Annotated in this window: 28 protein-coding genes and 2 pseudogenes; 6 read left to right on the top strand and 24 right to left on the bottom strand. The window is 59.0% G+C overall.

The genetic code is table 11. The features are described from left to right. A pseudogene (locus tag AC2FNB_RS17005) lies at positions 1–211 on the top strand (DEAD/DEAH box helicase); the annotation flags it as partial. Positions 212–418: 207 nt separating this feature from the next. Here AC2FNB_RS17005 and AC2FNB_RS17000 read toward each other — a convergent pair. The 3 genes from AC2FNB_RS17000 to AC2FNB_RS16990 form a co-directional block, all read right to left on the bottom strand. After that, positions 419–1432: a homoserine O-acetyltransferase family protein gene (locus AC2FNB_RS17000; protein ID WP_496748109.1), complete on the bottom strand. Its 1014-nt coding sequence runs from the start codon at positions 1430–1432 to the stop codon at positions 419–421. Between the two features lie 204 nt (positions 1433–1636). Continuing rightward, the gene (locus tag AC2FNB_RS16995) at positions 1637–1852 is read right to left on the bottom strand and encodes a DUF1127 domain-containing protein (RefSeq protein ID WP_480750404.1); all 216 of its coding nucleotides are present in this window, start codon (positions 1850–1852) and stop codon (positions 1637–1639) included. 242 nt (positions 1853–2094) lie between these two features. After that, on the bottom strand, positions 2095–3054 hold the full coding sequence (locus tag AC2FNB_RS16990) for an adenylate/guanylate cyclase domain-containing protein (protein ID WP_496748107.1): 960 nt from the start codon (positions 3052–3054) through the stop codon (positions 2095–2097). 274 nt (positions 3055–3328) lie between these two features. Here AC2FNB_RS16990 and AC2FNB_RS16985 point away from each other — a divergent pair, with 274 nt between their 5' ends. The 3 genes from AC2FNB_RS16985 to AC2FNB_RS16975 are packed head-to-tail and all read left to right on the top strand — an operon-like array spanning position 3329 to position 6319. Further along, positions 3329–4921 (top strand): sensor histidine kinase, encoded by a 1593-nt coding sequence (locus AC2FNB_RS16985; protein WP_496748105.1) that lies wholly within the window; start codon positions 3329–3331, stop codon positions 4919–4921. Position 4922: 1 nt separating this feature from the next. Continuing rightward, positions 4923–5297, top strand: a complete 375-nt coding sequence (locus AC2FNB_RS16980) for a response regulator (RefSeq protein WP_480750407.1) — start codon at positions 4923–4925, stop codon at positions 5295–5297. After that, positions 5294–6319, top strand: a complete 1026-nt coding sequence (locus tag AC2FNB_RS16975; RefSeq protein ID WP_496748103.1) for an adenylate/guanylate cyclase domain-containing protein — start codon at positions 5294–5296, stop codon at positions 6317–6319. Before AC2FNB_RS16980 ends, AC2FNB_RS16975 begins: the two co-directional genes overlap by 4 nt. Before the next feature lie 87 nt (positions 6320–6406). Here the strand turns inward: AC2FNB_RS16975 and rpmD are convergent, their stop codons facing one another. The 12 genes from rpmD to AC2FNB_RS16915 form a co-directional block, all read right to left on the bottom strand. Further along, on the bottom strand, positions 6407–6595 hold the full coding sequence (gene rpmD, locus AC2FNB_RS16970; RefSeq protein WP_113791481.1) for a 50S ribosomal protein L30: 189 nt from the start codon (positions 6593–6595) through the stop codon (positions 6407–6409). 12 nt (positions 6596–6607) lie between these two features. Continuing rightward, positions 6608–7189: a 30S ribosomal protein S5 gene (gene rpsE / locus AC2FNB_RS16965; RefSeq protein ID WP_480750409.1), complete on the bottom strand. Its 582-nt coding sequence runs from the start codon at positions 7187–7189 to the stop codon at positions 6608–6610. A 186-nt stretch (positions 7190–7375) separates the two neighbouring features. After that, positions 7376–7735: a 50S ribosomal protein L18 gene (gene rplR / locus AC2FNB_RS16960; RefSeq protein WP_480750410.1), complete on the bottom strand. Its 360-nt coding sequence runs from the start codon at positions 7733–7735 to the stop codon at positions 7376–7378. An 11-nt stretch (positions 7736–7746) separates the two neighbouring features. Next, the gene (gene rplF, locus AC2FNB_RS16955) at positions 7747–8280 is read right to left on the bottom strand and encodes a 50S ribosomal protein L6 (protein WP_480750411.1); all 534 of its coding nucleotides are present in this window, start codon (positions 8278–8280) and stop codon (positions 7747–7749) included. Between the two features lie 11 nt (positions 8281–8291). Next, a complete protein-coding gene (gene rpsH, locus AC2FNB_RS16950) occupies positions 8292–8684 on the bottom strand; it encodes a 30S ribosomal protein S8 (RefSeq protein WP_480750412.1) in 393 nt (130 codons plus the stop codon). A 13-nt stretch (positions 8685–8697) separates the two neighbouring features. Continuing rightward, the gene (gene rpsN, locus AC2FNB_RS16945; RefSeq protein WP_496748099.1) at positions 8698–9003 is read right to left on the bottom strand and encodes a 30S ribosomal protein S14; all 306 of its coding nucleotides are present in this window, start codon (positions 9001–9003) and stop codon (positions 8698–8700) included. A gap of 19 nt (positions 9004–9022) precedes the next feature. After that, positions 9023–9583 carry a 50S ribosomal protein L5 gene (rplE, locus tag AC2FNB_RS16940; RefSeq protein ID WP_496748097.1) on the bottom strand — a complete coding sequence of 187 codons (561 nt, stop codon included), beginning with the start codon at positions 9581–9583 and terminating at the stop codon, positions 9023–9025. After that, positions 9576–9887, bottom strand: coding sequence for a 50S ribosomal protein L24 (gene rplX, locus AC2FNB_RS16935; protein ID WP_480750415.1), 312 nt, complete (start codon positions 9885–9887; stop codon positions 9576–9578). The genes rplE and rplX overlap by 8 nt, the downstream gene beginning before the upstream one ends. A gap of 2 nt (positions 9888–9889) precedes the next feature. Beyond that, on the bottom strand, positions 9890–10258 hold the full coding sequence (rplN, locus tag AC2FNB_RS16930) for a 50S ribosomal protein L14 (RefSeq protein ID WP_005621870.1): 369 nt from the start codon (positions 10256–10258) through the stop codon (positions 9890–9892). Positions 10259–10334: 76 nt separating this feature from the next. Next, the gene (gene rpsQ, locus AC2FNB_RS16925; RefSeq protein ID WP_171179753.1) at positions 10335–10565 is read right to left on the bottom strand and encodes a 30S ribosomal protein S17; all 231 of its coding nucleotides are present in this window, start codon (positions 10563–10565) and stop codon (positions 10335–10337) included. A gap of 4 nt (positions 10566–10569) precedes the next feature. Then, entirely contained in the window at positions 10570–10776 is a 207-nt protein-coding gene (rpmC, locus tag AC2FNB_RS16920; RefSeq protein WP_480750416.1) for a 50S ribosomal protein L29, read from the bottom strand. A gap of 200 nt (positions 10777–10976) precedes the next feature. Next, entirely contained in the window at positions 10977–11399 is a 423-nt protein-coding gene (locus tag AC2FNB_RS16915; protein ID WP_480750417.1) for an ester cyclase, read from the bottom strand. A gap of 182 nt (positions 11400–11581) precedes the next feature. Between AC2FNB_RS16915 and AC2FNB_RS16910 the strand changes: the two genes are divergently transcribed. After that, on the top strand, positions 11582–12685 hold the full coding sequence (locus AC2FNB_RS16910; protein WP_480750418.1) for an alpha/beta hydrolase: 1104 nt from the start codon (positions 11582–11584) through the stop codon (positions 12683–12685). Between the two features lie 42 nt (positions 12686–12727). Here the strand turns inward: AC2FNB_RS16910 and AC2FNB_RS16905 are convergent, their stop codons facing one another. Together AC2FNB_RS16905 and AC2FNB_RS16900 are read right to left on the bottom strand one after the other, a co-directional pair. After that, the gene (locus AC2FNB_RS16905; RefSeq protein ID WP_496748094.1) at positions 12728–13231 is read right to left on the bottom strand and encodes a hypothetical protein; all 504 of its coding nucleotides are present in this window, start codon (positions 13229–13231) and stop codon (positions 12728–12730) included. 137 nt (positions 13232–13368) lie between these two features. Continuing rightward, positions 13369–13989 carry a 2OG-Fe(II) oxygenase family protein gene (locus tag AC2FNB_RS16900; RefSeq protein ID WP_496748093.1) on the bottom strand — a complete coding sequence of 207 codons (621 nt, stop codon included), beginning with the start codon at positions 13987–13989 and terminating at the stop codon, positions 13369–13371. Between the two features lie 125 nt (positions 13990–14114). On the opposite strand from AC2FNB_RS16900, the gene AC2FNB_RS16895 reads away from it, so the two are divergent. Continuing rightward, positions 14115–15341, top strand: a complete 1227-nt coding sequence (locus tag AC2FNB_RS16895) for an adenylate/guanylate cyclase domain-containing protein (RefSeq protein WP_480750421.1) — start codon at positions 14115–14117, stop codon at positions 15339–15341. A gap of 64 nt (positions 15342–15405) precedes the next feature. Here the strand turns inward: AC2FNB_RS16895 and AC2FNB_RS16890 are convergent, their stop codons facing one another. From AC2FNB_RS16890 to rplB, 7 genes and pseudogenes are all read right to left on the bottom strand, one after another. Then, a complete protein-coding gene (locus AC2FNB_RS16890) occupies positions 15406–15738 on the bottom strand; it encodes a DUF6614 family protein (protein ID WP_496748091.1) in 333 nt (110 codons plus the stop codon). Between the two features lie 67 nt (positions 15739–15805). Continuing rightward, a complete protein-coding gene (locus AC2FNB_RS16885; protein WP_496748089.1) occupies positions 15806–16282 on the bottom strand; it encodes a YHS domain-containing (seleno)protein in 477 nt (158 codons plus the stop codon). A gap of 179 nt (positions 16283–16461) precedes the next feature. Continuing rightward, a complete protein-coding gene (rplP, locus tag AC2FNB_RS16880) occupies positions 16462–16875 on the bottom strand; it encodes a 50S ribosomal protein L16 (RefSeq protein ID WP_480750424.1) in 414 nt (137 codons plus the stop codon). 12 nt (positions 16876–16887) lie between these two features. Then, the gene (rpsC, locus tag AC2FNB_RS16875; RefSeq protein WP_480603196.1) at positions 16888–17598 is read right to left on the bottom strand and encodes a 30S ribosomal protein S3; all 711 of its coding nucleotides are present in this window, start codon (positions 17596–17598) and stop codon (positions 16888–16890) included. Continuing rightward, the gene (gene rplV / locus AC2FNB_RS16870) at positions 17598–17978 is read right to left on the bottom strand and encodes a 50S ribosomal protein L22 (RefSeq protein WP_480750425.1); all 381 of its coding nucleotides are present in this window, start codon (positions 17976–17978) and stop codon (positions 17598–17600) included. The genes rpsC and rplV overlap by 1 nt, the downstream gene beginning before the upstream one ends. 3 nt (positions 17979–17981) lie before the next feature. Then, positions 17982–18260, bottom strand: a complete 279-nt coding sequence (gene rpsS, locus AC2FNB_RS16865; RefSeq protein ID WP_005980699.1) for a 30S ribosomal protein S19 — start codon at positions 18258–18260, stop codon at positions 17982–17984. A gap of 3 nt (positions 18261–18263) precedes the next feature. After that, positions 18264–18522: pseudogene (gene rplB, locus AC2FNB_RS16860) on the bottom strand (50S ribosomal protein L2); the annotation flags it as partial.

The following is an 18522-nucleotide window of genomic DNA, read 5'->3' as shown; positions in this document are numbered from 1 at the left end:
CGCGCGGGCCGGGCGCGATGGCCGGGCGGTCGCCTTTTGCGCCCCTGCCGAGATGGGTGAACTGCGGGCCATTCAAAAGACCATGTCGCGTGACATTCCGGTGATCGGCGGCACGCCATGGGCCTTTGAAGCCCCCAAGAAAGAGGCGCGCAAGCCACAGAACCGGCGCCGCCGCCCCAACCGCGGACGCCCCCACGCCAAGGCCGCCTGACCGGAAAAACCCCCGGTTTGGCCCGGCTGTGACCTTGGCCGTAGCAAGCGGCGGGATGTCCCGCCCAGCTTGGGCACGTTGTTTCACATGAACGCAATTCATCTCCCGAAGAATTCTTCGGGAGCTTCTGTTTTGAAGCCAATTGTTGGGCTTCGGTGATGCGGACGAAGCGGACCTCCGCCAATCACAGCCACTTAAACACTGAGATTACAAACCGGCGAGAAAGGCCTTCGCCTGAGGCACCCATTTTTCCGGTTCGACGGACGTGGAGTAATGCCCCATGTGGCTGCTCACCTCATGAAAAATCACCTGCGCTCCTGCAGCCCGCATTTCCCTGGCAACGCCTTCTCCCATCGAAGCCGGGTAGAATTCATCGGTATCACAAAGGACATAGAAGAATTTTGCGCGTATTTGATCCAGCCTGTCCGAGACATCAAATTCCCCAATCGCTGAATTGAGAACAACAAGGCTCATCGGATCGAACTCTTCGGCCCACTCCCTAGAGGTATCGTTCAACAGCTTTTCAATATCACCCCTTGGCATCTGCCCTTTGAATTTTTCCATGAATTGGTAGGAAAGCAATGTTCTGGTCCGGATGCGTGTCATCACATCTGTCAGGCCACCCGCCTGCGCGTAATGGCCTCCGTTCCAGTTGGGGTCAGCCTGAAGTTCCGCCACAAGTTCAGGCAAGGCTGCGCTTGTTCCGAACTGATTTACGGGGCCGCAATCACACGCAATGATTCCACGCATCGCTTCGGGGTATGTCACGGCCCATTGGAACGACAGCAGACCGCCGACCGATCCGCCTGCTACAGCAAAAAGCTGTTCAATGCCCAGTGCGTCGATCAGTGTTTTCTGTGCTCGGACCATATCCTCAACCGAAATCTTGGGAAAATCGGCGCCCCAAACGTGGTCGCTTTCTGGGTTTATGGATGCGGGCCCGGTTGTTCCGTATGACGAGCCGAGCATGTTGGACGATATTACACAGTATTTATCTGTGTCGAGCAGCTTACCCGGGCCGATGATGCTATCCCACCAGCCCTCGCGCAAATCAGGCGTCGTTCGACCGGCAGCATGATGGGTGCTGGTGGTCCCGTGGTGGACAAGAACCGCATTGGACTTATCGCCATCGAGCTTGCCGTAGCATTCGTAGGCGATATCCAGTTGCGGTAGTACAATGCCAGACTGTAATCGAAATTCTGCTGTTTGATGTTGCGGCATAGCCGTACCCCGTTTTGACTTCGGGAATTCTACCACGGAACGGGACAATGGTCCAAAACCTGGAGCTTCGCCATGTCCCCACTGGGTTCAAAGTTGACGCTTGCAACGCGGTCATTGCCCGGATTGCGTTCCATCTCTGAAAGTCTGCAGCAAACAAAAAAAGCGCCCCGGATCGGGGCGCTTTTTGTTCGGGTGGTATTGGGGTTACACGCAGTAGACGTGTTTTTGCGCGATGTCCGCGATATCGCAGCGGCGAATGCCGATGTCGTTGAGTTCGCGGTCGGTCAGGCTTTGCAGTTCGGAATAGGTACGGTTGTACTCGGAGGCGCGGGCGCGGGCCAGTTTGACGCCTTCGACAAAGGCGCGGATGCGCCCGCCGAGCGTGAGACCGGTATGCGAGATGTTCAGTGTATGTGCCATGTGTTGTGTTCCTTTTTTCAGCCCGGGGCGTATTCCCCGGCAAGTTTGATTTCCCGTTTTGGACCACAGACAGATAGGCACGACTGATTGCGCCAACAATTGGCGTTTTGGTCTGGCCGGTCTGCGTTTTTTGCATGGCAGGGCAAACTAGAGGTTGGACACCGGAATGCGACGATACCCGGATTGCAACGGGTCTGACGACAGAGGACGGCGAAGCTTTGGGCGGTTACCGGTTACCCTCGTCACTCCAGCCGGTGGATGACATGTTCGCCCTCGAACCCTTCCAGCTGCACCGCTGCAGCCGCCGAAAAGTGAAAATCGTTCCCTTTTCCCACCATATCGCGAGTGGTATCGGAAACCTGTATTTCGCCGGGCGCGGCAAGGGCTGCGATGCGGGCGGCCTTGTTGACAACGGTTCCAAAGAAATCATCGTCGGTCTGGACCACGCTGCCGGTATGAATACCGATCCGCAGGGTGATGGCTGGCCCGTCGGATTGCCCAGACGCTTGCAGGATCGACCGGGCAGCGTGCAGGGCTTGAGCAGGCTCTGGAAAGCTGGACATGGTGCCGTCGCCCAGCGATTTCACGAACTGGCCGTTCGCGTCTTCGATGATGGTGCGGAGCGAGGCAAAGTGCCGGGCCACCTCGGAGGACCACAAACGGTCGCCCATCACCGACGCGAGGCGCGACGAATTGACGATATCGGTGAACATGATCGAGGCAAAGCCGTCTCTTTGATGCAGCGAAAAATCCTTGCGCGCTGCAGCGACAAGATCGGCGATGGCGGTCTGTTCGGTTCCCACGAAGTCGATATTCGGGATCGGAACCGAGCCGTGGCGCAGAACGATCTTCCAGACGCCGTCTTCGAGCGCGAAGATCAGGGTGGTCCTTATGTGAAATGTCCGATCGGGTTGATTGGCAAAAATGAGTTCATGTGTGAAATTCGACCAGCCGGTTTCACCATTTTCAAAGGCTTCGGCAAATGTCTCTTCATGTTTGAGGAACGGTGGGATGGCCCCGAAGAAATCCGCGATCCCCTGGCGCACGGCCTCGCCCGCCCACAATTCGTCGTCACCCGTGCCGATAAAACGCAGGTGGCTGCGGTCGGACAACATGTTGCTAAGCTCGGTTTTCCGCGCGTACCGGATTGCGTCGATCCAGCGGCGTGACACGGCCAAGAGCTCGGAAGACGGCCGGGTCATCCTTGCCGCTCCTGCCGGTATCCCGGATATGTGCATCCCTGTCGTTCCACCCGGCACCCCCGCAACGTTGCACCACTTTACCCTCGCTGACCCTAAGCTTGGCATGGATCGGGGGATTCGCGATAGGCGCGTTGGATTGATTTGTCCCGCCCGGCCAACCGTTGACGGAGGTACGGGCTTGGCGAGCGCAGTCACAGCCTGAAACCATGGAAATGTTGTTGGATGGGTAATCAGCCCCTAAGCTTGCCCGTACTGCTGACGAACGGGTGAATATATGGCTGTCTATGTCGAAACCGCGAGCGGACGCGCGAACCTCTTGTCGTGGTTGCCAAATCTTGCGGGCCGGATCAACGCGGGACTGCGCGCCAAGCTGACCTGCGCCTTTTTTGTGCCGCTGCTGATGATGGCGCTGATCTGTTATGTCGGCATTGCGGCGCTCAAACAATCGCATGACCGGTTGGAGATCGCATCGCAATTGCAAGAGAAGCTGGTTCTGTTCGAAGCGATAGAACAGCTGTCGGAGGAAGTGCGGTTCAACGCGGCGGATTTTCTTTTTTCGCGGGCCATCGGGGCTTCGTCCAACCAGACGTCACCTCTTGGAAATTTTTCGAACAACGGCCTGTATAACGCTGCCGAGTTTTCAAGACAGATCACCCGCAACACAAGTCTGAGCGAACAGGAGCGCGACATACTGATGGGCGCGGTGGACGACCTGCGCGCGGTCCTGCGTGCAGGCATTGAAATCTATGCAAGGCGCAACAACGGCGATGCCGACGCGGCGCACGCAATTTACCGAACCGCGCTAAAGGAAGCGGCTTTTGCGATCAAGAGTGCGAGCTATAACTGGCAGCAGGTCTGGCGAAGGGAACTGGCCGGGGTGCTGGCCGAAAACCAGATCGCTTTTGAGCAGTCCAGATCGCTCATCCTGGCCGCCTCGGCCATCGCGGCGCTGATTGCCGGTGTACTGGGCCTGACCATTTCCACATCCATCATCCGGCCGGTGCACGCGCTGCAGGGCGCGTTCGACCGGTTGTCCGCCGGAGATTTCGCGACCCGCCTGAAGGTCGAGAACCGCGACGAACTGGGGGAATTGTGCGCGGATATGAACGAAACGATCCAACGGCTGGGGGATGCCTATGCCGAGCTTGAGACGGCCAACCAGCACAAGTCGGATTTTCTGGCCAACATGTCTCATGAATTGCGCACGCCGATGAACGCGATCATCGGGTTCACCCGTATCGTCATGCGGAAAAGCCGCGACGTGCTGCCCGAAAAGCAGTTGGGAAACCTGGAAAAGGTCGCCTCCAGCGCCGAGATACTGCTGTCGCTGATCAACGGCATTCTGGATCTGTCCAAGATCGAGGCGGGGCGGCTGGACGTTCATGCCGAAACCTTTGACGCGGCGCCGGTTCTGAAATCCTGTGCCCGGATGATCGATCCGATGCTTGAAGGAAAACCTGTCGAGGTCGGCACCGATATCCCCGACAGCCTGCCGGTGGCGTCTTCGGATCAGGGAATGCTGCGCCAGATCACGCTGAACCTGTTGTCGAACGCGGCCAAGTTCACCGAAGCCGGGCAGATCAGCATCGCGGCAGAGGTGAAAAACGGGCAGATACGTGTTAGTGTGAGGGATACCGGCATCGGGATGCGACCGGATGATCTGAACATGGTTTTTGACGAATTCACCCAGGCGGAACAGCACACGGCGCGGCGTTACGGCGGCACCGGGCTGGGGCTGGCGATCTCGCGGAAGATGGCGCGCCTGCTGGGCGGCGATCTGGTTGCGGAAAGCACGTTCGGAGAGGGGTCGACGTTTGTGCTGACCGTTCCGGAAATCTATGCCGCCGCAGAACGCGAGGCGGTATGACATGGCGCAGATCCTGATCGTGGATGATATCAGCCTGAACGTCGACCTGCTGCAGCAGTTGCTGGAAGACGACCATGACCTGTTGATCGCGCGCAACGGGCCGGATGCGATTTCACAGGCCCGGAGCCATAAACCTGACCTGATACTGATGGATATCGCGCTGCCCGGTATGACCGGCACCGAGGCAATGCAGCAGATCAAGGGCAACGGGGAATTGTCGCGTATCCCGATCATCGCGGTCACATCGCATGCGATGCGGGGGGACCGGGCCAATGCGTTGGCGGCGGGGTTTGACGATTATCTGAGCAAACCGCTGGATGACGAAGAGCTGTTGAGCGTGATCGAGAAACACCTTTGCGCCCGGTCAGCATCTTGACCGCGCGTATTCTGGTCGTCGACGACGAACCCATGAATGTCGATCTGCTGTGTCAGGAACTGGACGATCTGGGCTACGTCTATGAAGAGGCGTATAGCGGCGCCGAGGCGCTGGCGATGCTTGCGCAGGGCAGCTTTGATACCGTCCTGCTGGACATGATGATGCCCGGTGTTTCGGGACTGGAAGTTCTGGAAGAGTTGCAAAGCCAAGGGCGTCTGGCCGAAATACCGGTCATTGTCATTTCGGCGCTCGACGATATGGACCATGTCACCCGCAGTCTGGAACTGGGGGCCGAGGATTACCTGTTCAAGCCGGTGAACGAAAAGCTTCTCAAGGCGCGGCTGGCGGGTGCGCTGGAAAAGAAGCGGTTGCGGGACATGCTGGCGGAGCAGCTTGAAATCACGCGGCGCGTGTTTGGCAAATACGTTCCTGAACGGGTCGCAGAGGATATCGTCGCACAGGGCGGACAGCTGGCGCCGGTACAATGCGAGGCGACGGTCATGTTCTGCGACCTTGCCGGGTTCACGCAGCTGGCCGAAACGCTGGCGCCACCAGATGTTCTGGCGGTGTTGTCCGCGTTCTTTTCCGCCGTTCTGCCTGCGGTCGACAGCCGTCAGGGAACAGTGAACGAGTTTTTCGGGGATGGTATGCTGGTGACGTTCAATGTGCCGTTGCTGGCCGGGGATCATGCCCGGCGTGGCGTGGAATGTGCGCTGGAGATACTGGACATCCTCGGTGGCGAGGACATTCAGGGGCACAGGCTGTCAGCGCGGATCGGTGTCGCGACGGGAAATGTCGTGGCGGGGAATATCGATACGATGAACCGGCTGAATTACACGGTTTTGGGTGACACGGTGAACCTGGCGGCGCGGCTGCAGCAAATGAACAAGCAGATGAACAGCCGGTTGCTGATCTCAGAGGCCACGATGGCCGGGTGCGGATCGGATCACGGGCTTGAGCCGGTGACGCTGGAAGTCCGGGGCAAGACCAACCCGGTCAGAGCATACAAGCTTGGGGCATAGTGGGCAGCGCCGAACGGATGTGCGCCTTTACACAAGAAAACGCCCCCGGTTTACCGAGGGCGTTTTCTGTTCGGATCGATGAGAGGCTTAGTCGCGCTCTTCGATGATCTCGACCAGATGCGGGATCTTGTTGACCATGCCACGGACCGAGGGGGTGTCCTCAAGCTCGCGGGTCTTGTGCATCTTGTTCAGGCCCAGGCCGATCAGGGTTGCGCGCTGTTCGGCGGGGCGGCGGATCGGCGAGCCGATCTGCTTGACGACGATGGTTTTAGCCATGTTGACGTCTCCTTACGCTTCTTCGGCGACTTGCGCCGATGCTGCAGGTGCTTCGTCCCGCTTGGGCAGGATGTCGGCAACCTTTTTGCCACGACGTGCGGCGACCGAACGCGGGCTCTGCTCTTTCTGCAGGCCGTTGATGGTGGCGCGGATCATGTTGTAGGGGTTGGTGCTGCCCAGCGACTTGGAGACAACGTCCTTGACGCCCAGCATTTCGAACACGGCACGCATCGGACCACCGGCGATGATACCGGTACCTTCAGGCGCAGCGCGCATGACGACTTTACCGGCGCCGTGACGGCCCTCGATGTCGTGGTGCAGGGTGCGACCTTCGCGCAGCTGCACGCGGATCATCTGACGCTTGGCTTGCTCAGTTGCCTTGCGGATCGCCTCGGGCACTTCTTTCGCCTTGCCCTTGCCAAAGCCGACGCGGCCTTTCTGATCGCCGACAACCACCAGAGCGGCGAAGCCGAAGCGCTTACCACCTTTTACGGTTTTCGACACGCGGTTGATCGCAACGAGACGATCGGCGAATTCCGGAGCTGCTTCCTCGCGGTCGCGACGGTTGCCCCGGCGGTTTTCACGTTCTGCCATTTTCGGCATCCCTTTCTCTAGAGGCGCTTGCGGCGCCAATTACTCAATCGAAGTGAACCCGCGAATGACATTCCGGGGCTCCCCGATCATCGAGGCGGGCGGACCCGCCTTCAAAGTGCCGGTGCCGGGCTGAAGCCCGGCCTACGGCGTCGTATCAGGTAGGCCGGGCTTCAGCCCGGCACACCATCAGACCTTCAGACCACCTTCACGCGCGGCGTCGGCCAGAGCCTTCACCTTGCCGTGGAACAGGAAGCCGCCACGATCGAAATAGGCCTCTTCGACGCCTGCCTTCTTGGCACGCTCGGCGATGGCCGCGCCCACCTTGGTGGCCGCTTCGATGTTGTTCTTGCCGACAACGCCGAGATCTTTCTCGAGCGAAGAGGCAGAGGCCAGGGTCACGCCGCGAACGTCGTCGATCAGCTGAACGCTGATGTTCTTGTTCGAGCGGTGCACGCTGAGGCGCGGACGCCCGGCGTTGACCTTGCGAAGTTTGTTCCGAACGCGCAAGCGGCGTTTCAGAAACAGGGTACGTTTGCTGTTTGCCATGGTATGCGTCCTTACTTCTTCTTGCCTTCCTTGCGGAAGATGAACTCGCCCTTGTAGCGGATGCCCTTGCCCTTGTACGGCTCGGGACGGCGCCAGTCGCGGATCTTGGCCGCCACTTCGCCCACCTGCTGCTGGTCGATACCTTCCACAACGATCTCGGTCTGCTTCGGCGCGGTGATTGTGACACCTTCCGGCGCGGTGAAATCGACGTCGTGGCTGTAACCCAGGTTCAGTTTCAGGGTGTTGCCCTGCATCTGAGCCCGGTAACCAACACCCTGGATCTCCAGCTCTTTCTTGAAGCCGGTGGTCACGCCGGTCACAAGATTGGCGACCATGGTGCGGCTCATGCCCCACTGCTGGCGCGCACGCTTGGAAGACCCGCGCGGGTCGATCTTGACCACGTTGTCTTCGACCGAGAGGGTCACGTCGTCGGTTGCGGTGAAGCTGCGGGTGCCTTTCGGACCCTTCACCTCGATGGTCTGGCCGGACACAGAGGCGGAAACGCCGCTGGGCAGCTCGACCGGTTTTTTACCAATACGAGACATTGCAGACCTCCTTAGAAGACGGTGCAGAGCACTTCGCCGCCAACATTGTTGGAGCGTGCGTTCTGGTCCGACATCACACCTTTCGGAGTGCTGACAATCGACACGCCCAGACCCTGACGGACCTGCGGGATGTCATTGACGCCCATGTACACGCGACGGCCGGGCTTTGAGACCCGCTTGAGTTCGCGAATGACAGGGGTGCCTTCGTAGTATTTCAGGCTGATTTCGATGGCCGGATGACCGTTTGCACCGGTCGTCTTTTCATAGCCACGAATGTAACCTTCGTCCGCCAGCACGTCCAGAACCCAGGCTCGCAGTTTCGACGCCGGAGTGATCACGGTGGACTTGCCGCGCATTTGCGCGTTGCGGATACGGGTGAGCATATCGCCGATAGGATCGTTCATATCACTCTCTCCCTTACCAGCTCGATTTCACCATGCCGGGGATCTGACCAGCAGAACCCAGCTCGCGCAGCATGATCCGGCTGACCTTGAGCTTACGGTAGTAAGCGTGCGGACGACCGGTCAGCTGACAACGGTTGTGCAGACGGGTTGCCGAGCTGTTGCGCGGCAGTTTCGCCAGTTTCAGACGCGCCTTGAAGCGCTCTTCCATCGGCTTGCTTTCGTCATTCGCGATTTCTTTCAGCTCGGCGCGCTTTGCGGCGTATTGTGCCACCAGGCGCTCGCGCTTCTTCTCGCGCTCGATCATTGCTTTTTTAGCCATGTCTTATTCCTCCCGGCGCTCAGGCGTTGAAGGGCATGTTGAAGAGCTTCAACAGTGCCTTGCCTTCAGCGTCGGTTTTCGCTGTGGTGGCAATTACGATGTCCATGCCCCAGACCTCGTCGACCTTGTCGAAGTCGATCTCGGGGAACACGATGTGCTCTTTCATGCCCATGGCAAAGTTGCCACGGCCATCGAACGAGGGTTTCACACCGCGGAAGTCACGCACGCGAGGCATCGCGATGGTGATCAGACGATCCAGGAATTCGTACATCCGGTCGCCGCGCAGGGTCACTTTCGCACCCAGCGGCATGTCTTCACGGACGCGGAAACCAGCGATCGACTTCTTCGCTTTGGTCGAAATGGCCTGCTGGCCAGCGATGGCGGTCAGATCCTCGACAGCCGATTTGGCTTTCTTGGAGTCTTTCACGGCCTCGGCGCCGCAGCCGATGTTCAGAACGATCTTCTCCAGCTTGGGGATCATCATCTCGTTCTTGTAGCCGAACTCTTCTTTCAGAGCCGCGCGGATGCGGTTCTTGTAATCGGCCTTGAGGCGCGGGGTGTAGGTTGCAGCATCAAGCATCGATCACGTCCCCCGTGGTCTTGGCGAAGCGCACCTTCTTGTCACCTTCCATACGGAAGCCGACGCGGGTTGCCTTGCCGTTCTTGTCCAGCAGAGCCAGATTCGACAGATCGATCGGCAGTGCCTTGGGCAGGCGGCCGCCTTGCTCGGTCTGCGACTGGCGGGTGTGGCGGATGGCGATGTTCACGCCGTCGACAACAGCTTTACCGGCTTGCGGGTCGACCGAGGTAATGGTGCCCTCTTTGCCCTTGTCCTTGCCGGCCAGCACGACGACCTTGTCGCCTTTGCGGAGTTTAGCAGCCATGATTACAGCACCTCCGGAGCCAGCGAGATGATCTTCATGAAGTTCTTGGCGCGCAGCTCGCGAACAACCGGGCCAAAGATACGGGTACCGACCGGCTCGTTGTTGTTGTTCAGGATGACGGCGGCGTTGCGATCGAAACGGATCGCGGTGCCGTCTTCGCGACGGACTTCTTTGGCGGTGCGCACGACGACGGCCTTGCGGACGTCACCTTTCTTCACGCGGCCGCGCGGGATGGCTTCCTTCACCGAGACGACAATGATGTCGCCGACGGAGGCGTATTTACGCTTGGAACCACCCAGGACCTTGATGCACTGAACTCGGCGAGCGCCGGAGTTGTCAGCGACATCCAGATTGGTCTGCATCTGGATCATGTGGTTTCTCCCGACCTGTGGGGGCTGGTCTTGTTAAATCCCCCAGGGTTTCGACAAAAGGAAAAGTTCCGGTGGCTTACGCCTCCAGAACCTCCCAGCGTTTCGTCTTCGATTTCGGCGCGCATTCGATGATGCGGACTGTGTCGCCGACCTTGAAGGCGTTCTTTTCGTCGTGAGCCCGATATTTCTTGGACTTACGAACGGTTTTGTGCAGCAGCGGGTGCTTGAAGCGGCGCTCGACCAGAACGGTCACGGTCTGTTCGTTGGCGTCGCTGGTCACGGTGCCTTGCAGGATACGCTTGGGCATCTGATTACTCCTCGGATGCCGCGGCAGCGGCCTTTTCGTTCAGAATGGTCTTGACGCGGGCAGCGTTGCGGCGGGCCGCTTTGATGCCGGCAGTGCTTTCCAGCTGACCGGTTGCCTGTTGAAAGCGCAGGTTGAAGCTTTCTTTCTTCAGGTTGGCCAGTTCCTCGCGGAGCTGGTCCGGGGTCTTGTTACGTAGTTCCTGGGCGTTCATCGCCTTTTTCCTTTGCTCAAAACACCAGAAGGCCCCGTACACGGGTCACCTTGGACCTGGTGGATGAATGACAGACATACGAATCCCCCGACTCGGCCGGGGGACACGCAGGATGCCGCTCTATAGGGGGTTCGGGGGTGGGTGGCAAGGGAAAGTTTGGAAAGAAATTGTGCGGAAAATGCCTCTTTCACGGCCGTTCTTTACATCAGGCCCAAATGCTTCGCAATCGTGGCGCTGTCATAATAATCCCGACCTTCGACAACCTTCCCATCCTTGACCCGCATGACAGAGCAATAGCGCACTTCGTATCGCTTGCCCGTGGGCTGGAAATCGCCAAGGCTGGAATGCAGCACGCCGGTGTGGGTTCCGGTGTTGTGAAATTCGACAATTGCCCATTCGCCGCAGTCGCTGACGATGACATTGTCGACGATGCATTCGCCGTCCGGAAAGGCCTTGCGCCAGCGCAGGTAATCCTCTTTATACGCCGCCTTGCCCGGCTGCGTTTCGCCGCGGGCGACATCCTCGAACCGGCAATCATCCGCGATCACCTCGGCACCGCGGTCGGGATCACGCATCCCCCAGCTTTCGTGGAATTGGCGGACGACGCGTTCAGCCTCTTTCATCTCTATCACTCCTCTGATTGCCCGAGCATAGCAGAAGACCGAGGTGGACGCTTGTACATTGCCTGTTTCCGGTTGACCGGATACCAACAGGGAAAATCGAATTCCAAACCGCATTGACAATTCTTCCGCAAAAGCCATCGGAATTGCTGGCGGGTGACGACGAATTTGAGAGAGGGCGTGTCGTGAGATATCTTAAACTGCTGGGTCTGATTGCCGTGTTTGCGGTTTTGGCCGCCTGCTCGCGCCCCCCGGAACTGATCGGTGTCGACAATCCCGAGAACCCGGTTGCATCTGTTGGCAGCGCCAGAAAGCATCAGGTTTTCATCGCCTCGACCCGTCAGGCGTCGGAGGTTGTCGGAGCGCTTTATTCGGACAAACGCGCGCCGGAACTGGGGCTGGCCTCGGTCGAGGTGTCAATCCCCCCGATCCATCAGACCGGCAATCTTGAACGCGCCAAGCGGTTGCCGCCCGACCCGCGAACGGAGTTCGCGATCATCGACCCCAAGATCTATGGCTCGGATGATGCGTTCATTCGCGCCGTGAACGCAGAGCTTGCGAAGCTGCCCGCAGGCAGGCGCGATGTCCTGTTCTTTGTCCATGGCTATAACAACACCACCAGCGATGCGGTTCTGCGCCTTGCCCAGTTTGTCGAAGATTCAGATTATGTCGGCGTTCCGGTTCTGTTTGACTGGGCCTCTGCCGCGAAAATCACCAAATATGTCTATGACCTGAACAGCGCGCTGATCGCACGCCCCAAGGTCGAAGAGATCGGCTCGATCCTGTCGCGGACCAATGCCGACGGATACGATATCTTTGCCCATTCCATGGGAGCCTTTCTGACCATGGAGGCCATCGTGGACGCGGCAAAGCGGGGCAGGCTGAACCATACCAGGCGGCTTAAGACCGTGACCCTGGCGTCGCCCGATATCGACATGGATCTGTTCCGGATTCAACTGCAGGAAATCGGCCATCTGGACGAGGACATTTTTGTGTTGCTGTCCAAGGATGACAGCGCGCTGAACTTCTCGCGCAGACTGGCGGGTGGGGTGCCGCGCGTCGGGGCCAGCAACAGCGAAGAGCTGGCCGAGCTTGGGGTCGTTGCAATCGACCTGACGGAGATCGACGACTCGACCTCGGGCAGCCATTCGAAATTCGCCGGGTCGCCGGAGATCGTGCAACTGCTGGGCACCGGGCTGAACAACCACGGCCAGTTTGACCGCGCGACGCGGGTGTCCAATCTGGGAGAGATGCTGGCCGGTATACCGGTCACGATCGTGTTCGATTGACGGTGCATGCGCGACCCCGGACCGCGTGGCGGCAGGGGCGATTTATTTCACCAGACCCTGCGTTGTAGCAACACGCGTGAGGACATCCAGCATATCCACGGCCTGCTGCGGCGTCAGCCTGCCGTGACCGGTCAGGAACGTTGCGATGTTGCGCCCGGTATACCGCCCCGTCAGCGCGCCATTGTCGATGATCAGGTGACCGCGCACGAGTTCCACCGCCGTTGCGTGGCATATCCGGCATTTTTCCATGAACGCACCGCCCGAATTGCGCACCTGCCGGAAATGCGCCAGCAAGGCCTCTGCCTCGTCCGGTGACAGACCGCCATGCCCGGACATCAGATAGGCCGCGACCGGACGTCCCGACCGGGCACCGGTCAGCACGCCGTCGGACTCGCCAAGCTCATCCCACACGAAATCGCCAGCATGTGGGGCGTGGCATCTTGCGCAGCTTTCTTCGTAAATGCGGTGCGGGTCCAGCCCCTGCCCCATCGCGCCGGTCGCGCCTGCGACCAGTGCCGCCAGAAGCAACGTGACAAAGCCCAGCATGGCGTGTGTCCGATCAAATCAGTTGTGCTGCACGCCCACCCGACTCATCTTGCCGGGCCGATGCATTGGCGCACAGTCTAATGTGATCCGGCACGGACGTGCTTGATCCTGATCAATCGACGGGGGCTTGGAACTGCCTAGTCCCAGCGATAGTTGAAGCTGACGCTGATGCGTTCATCCTCGGCCATGTTCATCGGCACTTCGTGACGCAGCCAGCTTTCCCACAGCAGGACATCGCCCACCTGCGGTTTCATGTAGATGAAGGGCTGCAACTCGCGCCGCGCCTCCTTGCGGCGGACCGGGGCGGCCATCATGCGGCCTGAACGCGGGTCTTCGAGTTTCAGCGCGCTGGCGCCTTGCGGCATCGAGACATAGGTGGTGCCGGAGATCACCGAATGCGGGTGCAGGTGGCTGGCATGCATCCCGCCCTTCGGCAGGATGTTGATCCACAGGTCCTCGAGCTTGAGTTCGCGGTCATCCAGATCGAATTCCAGATCCGCTGCAAAGGCCGCGACGTGCTGATCCAGCACCCTGACCAGATCGGCGAAGATCGGGAAGCGCCAGGGCAGATCGGTCAGCGACGCATAGGAGGTATAGCCGGGATAGCCGTTTTGTTCGCACCAGTCATGGCCGGCGTCGTCGTCTTCGGCGATGACAAGGCAGGAGTTCTCCAGCTCCTCCGGGTCGATCCGGGGGGCGAATTCCGACAAGGCGGCGCGGTAGAGACGGGTGACGAAGAGCGATTCAATCTGGGCCATGGCGCCCTCTTATCCCAGCTCTGCCCGGTGATCGAGAGGCAAATGGGGCGCTTTCGCGGGCGCGTCAATGTTGACAGGCAAACGCCTTGCACCCGAAAATGGTGGCTGACGGGGGGGTGTCGGGAATGGAGTACCAGACACGACAAGCGGCCTTGCTAGGCTGGATAAGCCGGGCGCCGCCCGGGTCATCCAGCGAGATGGTACGCGCGTACGGGTTGGCCCGTGCCGGGTTTCCGATCGGGGTGTTTTCCCACGGGTCGTTCATCCTTCTGTTCTGGTTCGCCGACCAGCCGGTGATGGCGGTTTTCAACATTTTTTCCACCCTGCTCATCGGCATCGGATGTTGGGCCGCCCTGACCCTGCGGGACATCAAATGGCTCACCCTGCTGACGTTTCTGGTCGAGATCCCCACCCACGCGGCGCTCTGCACCTACTATATGGGGCTGGCGCCGTTCTTTGTGAGCTATCTGTTCATGCCCACGCTGCTGTTTCCCATGTTGCCCTACGGACGGCCGCGTGGCCGGCTGGTGGGCAGCGTGATCAGTGCGATGGCATTCGTCGCCATCGGGATATATGGAACCCTGTCCCAACCCGCGCGCCCGCTGGCGGACGGCTGGACCATGTTCTTTTTCATATTCAACACGGCACCGATCATTCCGATGCTCGGTGTGTTCGCGGCGATTTACGCAACCGCCGCCGCGCGCGCCGAAAAAGAGCTGGAACGGGAATACGAGCGGGCCGAGACCCTTTTGCTGAACATTCTGCCCGAGCCCATTGCCGCGCGCCTTAAGAACGATCCGCACCTGATCGCCGACGAACATCCAAGTGTATCGGTGCTGTTTGCCGATATCGTCAATTTCACCGAAACCTCGGACAAGCTGTCGCCGCCCGAAATCGTGCGCACCTTGAACGCCGCGTTTTCCCGATTTGATGCGCTGGTCGAAAAGCACGGTTGCGAGAAGATCAAGACAATCGGCGACGCCTATATGGTGGTCGCGGGTCTGCCGGAGCCGCGTGAAGATCACGCACAGGCCATGGTGGCGCTGGCGCTCGACATGATCGACGCGGCGCAGGAGATCAACGATTCAGGCGACTTCCCGTTCAACATGCGCATTGGCATCAGTTCAGGGCCGGTCGTGGCCGGTGTGATCGGTGAACGGAAGTTTGCCTATGATCTGTGGGGCGACACCGTGAACGTGGCCTCGCGCATGGAATCGCATGGCCAGCCCGGCATCATCCAGATCACCGAGGCGACCCGAGCCTGTCTGGGCGAGGCCGTGAAGGTTGATCCGTTGGGTGATGTGGAGATCAAGGGCAAAGGCCGGATGCAAACATTCGCGGTGTCACGGTAAGTCGGAGGCAGTTCATGAGTCTTGCCAAGTCCAACTGGCGATAGCGCTATTTGACGCTTCAAACTCAGTTCATGTCCTTCCAACAAATGAAGATCTGATCCCGCACTTTAGAATATACGGAGCGATGTTTTGTCTCGGACTTGCCTGTATGGGTCGCCAACAACTCCACTGCGGCATCAACCTGGGCTCGATCACGAAATGACATCGTAACGAAGAATTCGTGATCTCGCTCACTGTCACTGTCCATGATAGTGTCACTGTCTCGCTGGCCGATCGGTGATGTTTTCTCAACCAAGCCGATACTTTGCATATACGCTACAAAATCCATGTATTCGGATTTGAAGTCCGGCATGGTTACGCCGTTTTTCAGATTAAAGCATGTCAGCATGTGAAACATGATTGCCCCCTATGATTGCAATGTCATCATCATATCATAGGTAGCGAAAGCGATAGACAGCTGAGAGCTAGTGGTTCAGCAAGTCTGGCCAGAAACCATCCGCCTTATGAATATTTCCGTCGATATCGCTGGCCCAGATGCGCCGCACCCGTGGGCTGTAGTTGAGGTACAGCTTGTCGTTCCAGATCCGCCATGCAAACGGATCGACATCGGCCACGGCGTTCAGGCTGGCAGCATAGGCACAATATCCGCCGTATTGCGGCGCGTACTTGTCGGGATCGGTCAGAAATTCCCGCCGGTTACCTTCGTTCAGAAAAACCCATGTGGCATCTTTGTATTCGGTGGATATTTCGGGATCGCCCTTTTGCGGGTTGCCGCCATTCCAATAGGTCATGACGTCATAGCCGTTCATCGCCAGACCGTTGAAATGGCCCAGGTTGATTTCTGGCGACGCGGCCCAAAGCCTTGGTGCGGAGAACGCCCAAAGCAATGAAACCAACAACAAGATGACGGCGCTGCGAGATATTTGCTGGATGCGGTACATCATGGTTTTCCTCGCCGGTTGGTCCCGGACCTGACGATGATAACCATGACCGTCGCGATTTTTCCAGCAAGGTGCCGTCAGGAGATCGAGTTGCGCAGATACCTGGCGCCCAAAAAGGAAAAACCCTGCCGGTTTCCCGGCAGGGTCAATTCGTAACAGATCGGGCCTTTGCCCTGATCTTACCAGTCTTCGCGAACCACGACGCGGGTCTTGATCGGCAGCTTCATCGCGGCCAGGCGCAGGGCCTCGCGGGCGATGTCGTCATTGACGCCGTCGATCTCGAACATCACACGGCCCGGCTTGACCTTGGCTGCCCAGAAATCCACCGAGCCTTTACCTTTACCCATACGGACTTCGGTCGGCTTGGAGGTTACCGGGGTATCCGGGAAGATCCGGATCCAGACACGGCCCTGACGTTTCATGTGACGGGTCATGGCACGACGTGCAGCTTCGATCTGGCGTGCGGTTACACGCTCGGGCTCGAGAGCTTTGAGACCGTAGGTGCCAAAGTTCAGATCAGAGCCGCCCTTGGCTTCGCCCTTGATCCGGCCTTTGAACATCTTGCGGAATTTTGTGCGCTTTGGTTGAAGCATCTCAAATCCTCCTTAGCGACGACCGCCACCAGCACCACGAGGTGCAGGGCCGTCCTGGAGTTCCTGTGCTTTACGGTCACGTGCCTGCGGATCGTGCTCCATGATCTCACCTTTGAAGATCCAGACCTTGATTCCGATGATCCCGTAAGGGGTCGAAGCTTCGGCAAGTGCGTAATCGATGTCGGCACGCAGCGTGTGCAGCGGAACGCGACCTTCGCGGTACCATTCGGTCCGTGCGATTTCGGCACCACCCAGACGACCGGCGACGTTCACCCGGATACCCAGGGCGCCCATGCGCATGGCGTTCTGCACGGCCCGTTTCATCGCGCGGCGGAACGAGACGCGGCGCTCGAGCTGCTGAGCGATCGACTCGGCAACCAGCTGCGCGTCAAGCTCGGGCTTGCGCACTTCGACGATGTTCAGGTGCAGTTCGCTGTCGGTCATCGCCGCCAGTTTCTTGCGCAGAACCTCGATGTCGGCGCCTTTCTTGCCGATGATAACACCCGGACGTGCGGTGTGGATCGTGACGCGGCACTTCTTGTGCGGGCGTTCGATGATCACACGGGCCACGCCGGCCTGCTTGCACTCTTTCTGGATGAATTCGCGGATCTTGAGGTCTTCCAGCAGAAGATCGCCGTAGTCCTTGGTATCTGCGTACCAGCGGCTGTCCCAGGTGCGGTTGACCTGAAGGCGCATGCCGATCGGATTGACTTTATGTCCCATTAGGCTTGCTCCTCAACTTGACGCACCTTGATGGTGATCTCCGAGAACGGCTTCATGATCTTGCCGTAACGGCCACGGGCGCGCGGGCGACCGCGTTTCATGACCAGGTTCTTGCCCACATAGGCCTCGGCGACGATCAGTTCATCGACGTCCAGGTTGTGGTTGTTCTCGGCGTTGGCGATGGCGGACTGAAGGCATTTCTTCACATCCTGCGCGACACGCTTGTTCGAGAAAGTCAGGTCGGTCAGCGCCTTCTCGACTTTCTTGCCGCGGATCATCGCTGCAACCAGGTTCAGTTTCTGCGGGCTGGTCCGAAGCATGCGGGTTTTCGCCATTGCTTCGTTTTCGGCCACGCGGCGGGGGTTCTTTTCCTTGCCCATGACTTACTTCCGCTTCGCTTTTTTGTCAGCGGCATGGCCATAATAGGTGCGGGTCGGCGAGTATTCACCGAACTTCTGACCGATCATGTCTTCCGAGACGTTGACGGGGATATGCTTCTGGCCGTTGTACACACCAAAGGTCAGACCCACGAACTGGGGCAGGATGGTGGAACGACGCGACCAGATCTTGATGACTTCGTTGCGGCCCGATTCGCGCGCAGCTTCGGCTTTTTTCAGCACGTAAGCGTCGACGAAAGGACCCTTCCAAACAGAGCGAGACATGGATTAACGTCCCTTCTTCTTGGCGTGCCGCGAGCGGATGATCAGCTTCTGGGACGCTTTGTTCTTGTTGCGGGTACGCTTACCCTTGGTGTCCTTGCCCCACGGGGTTACCGGTGTACGGCCACCCGAGGTGCGGCCCTCACCACCACCGTGCGGGTGGTCGATCGGGTTCATGGCGACACCGCGAACCGACGGACGGATGCCCTTGTGGCGCATGCGGCCGGCTTTGCCGTAGTTCTGGTTGCTGTTGTCGGGGTTGGAC

The organism is Ruegeria sp. BHSB058 (assembly GCF_059613285.1).
This window is presented reverse-complemented; position numbering and strand designations above follow the sequence as displayed.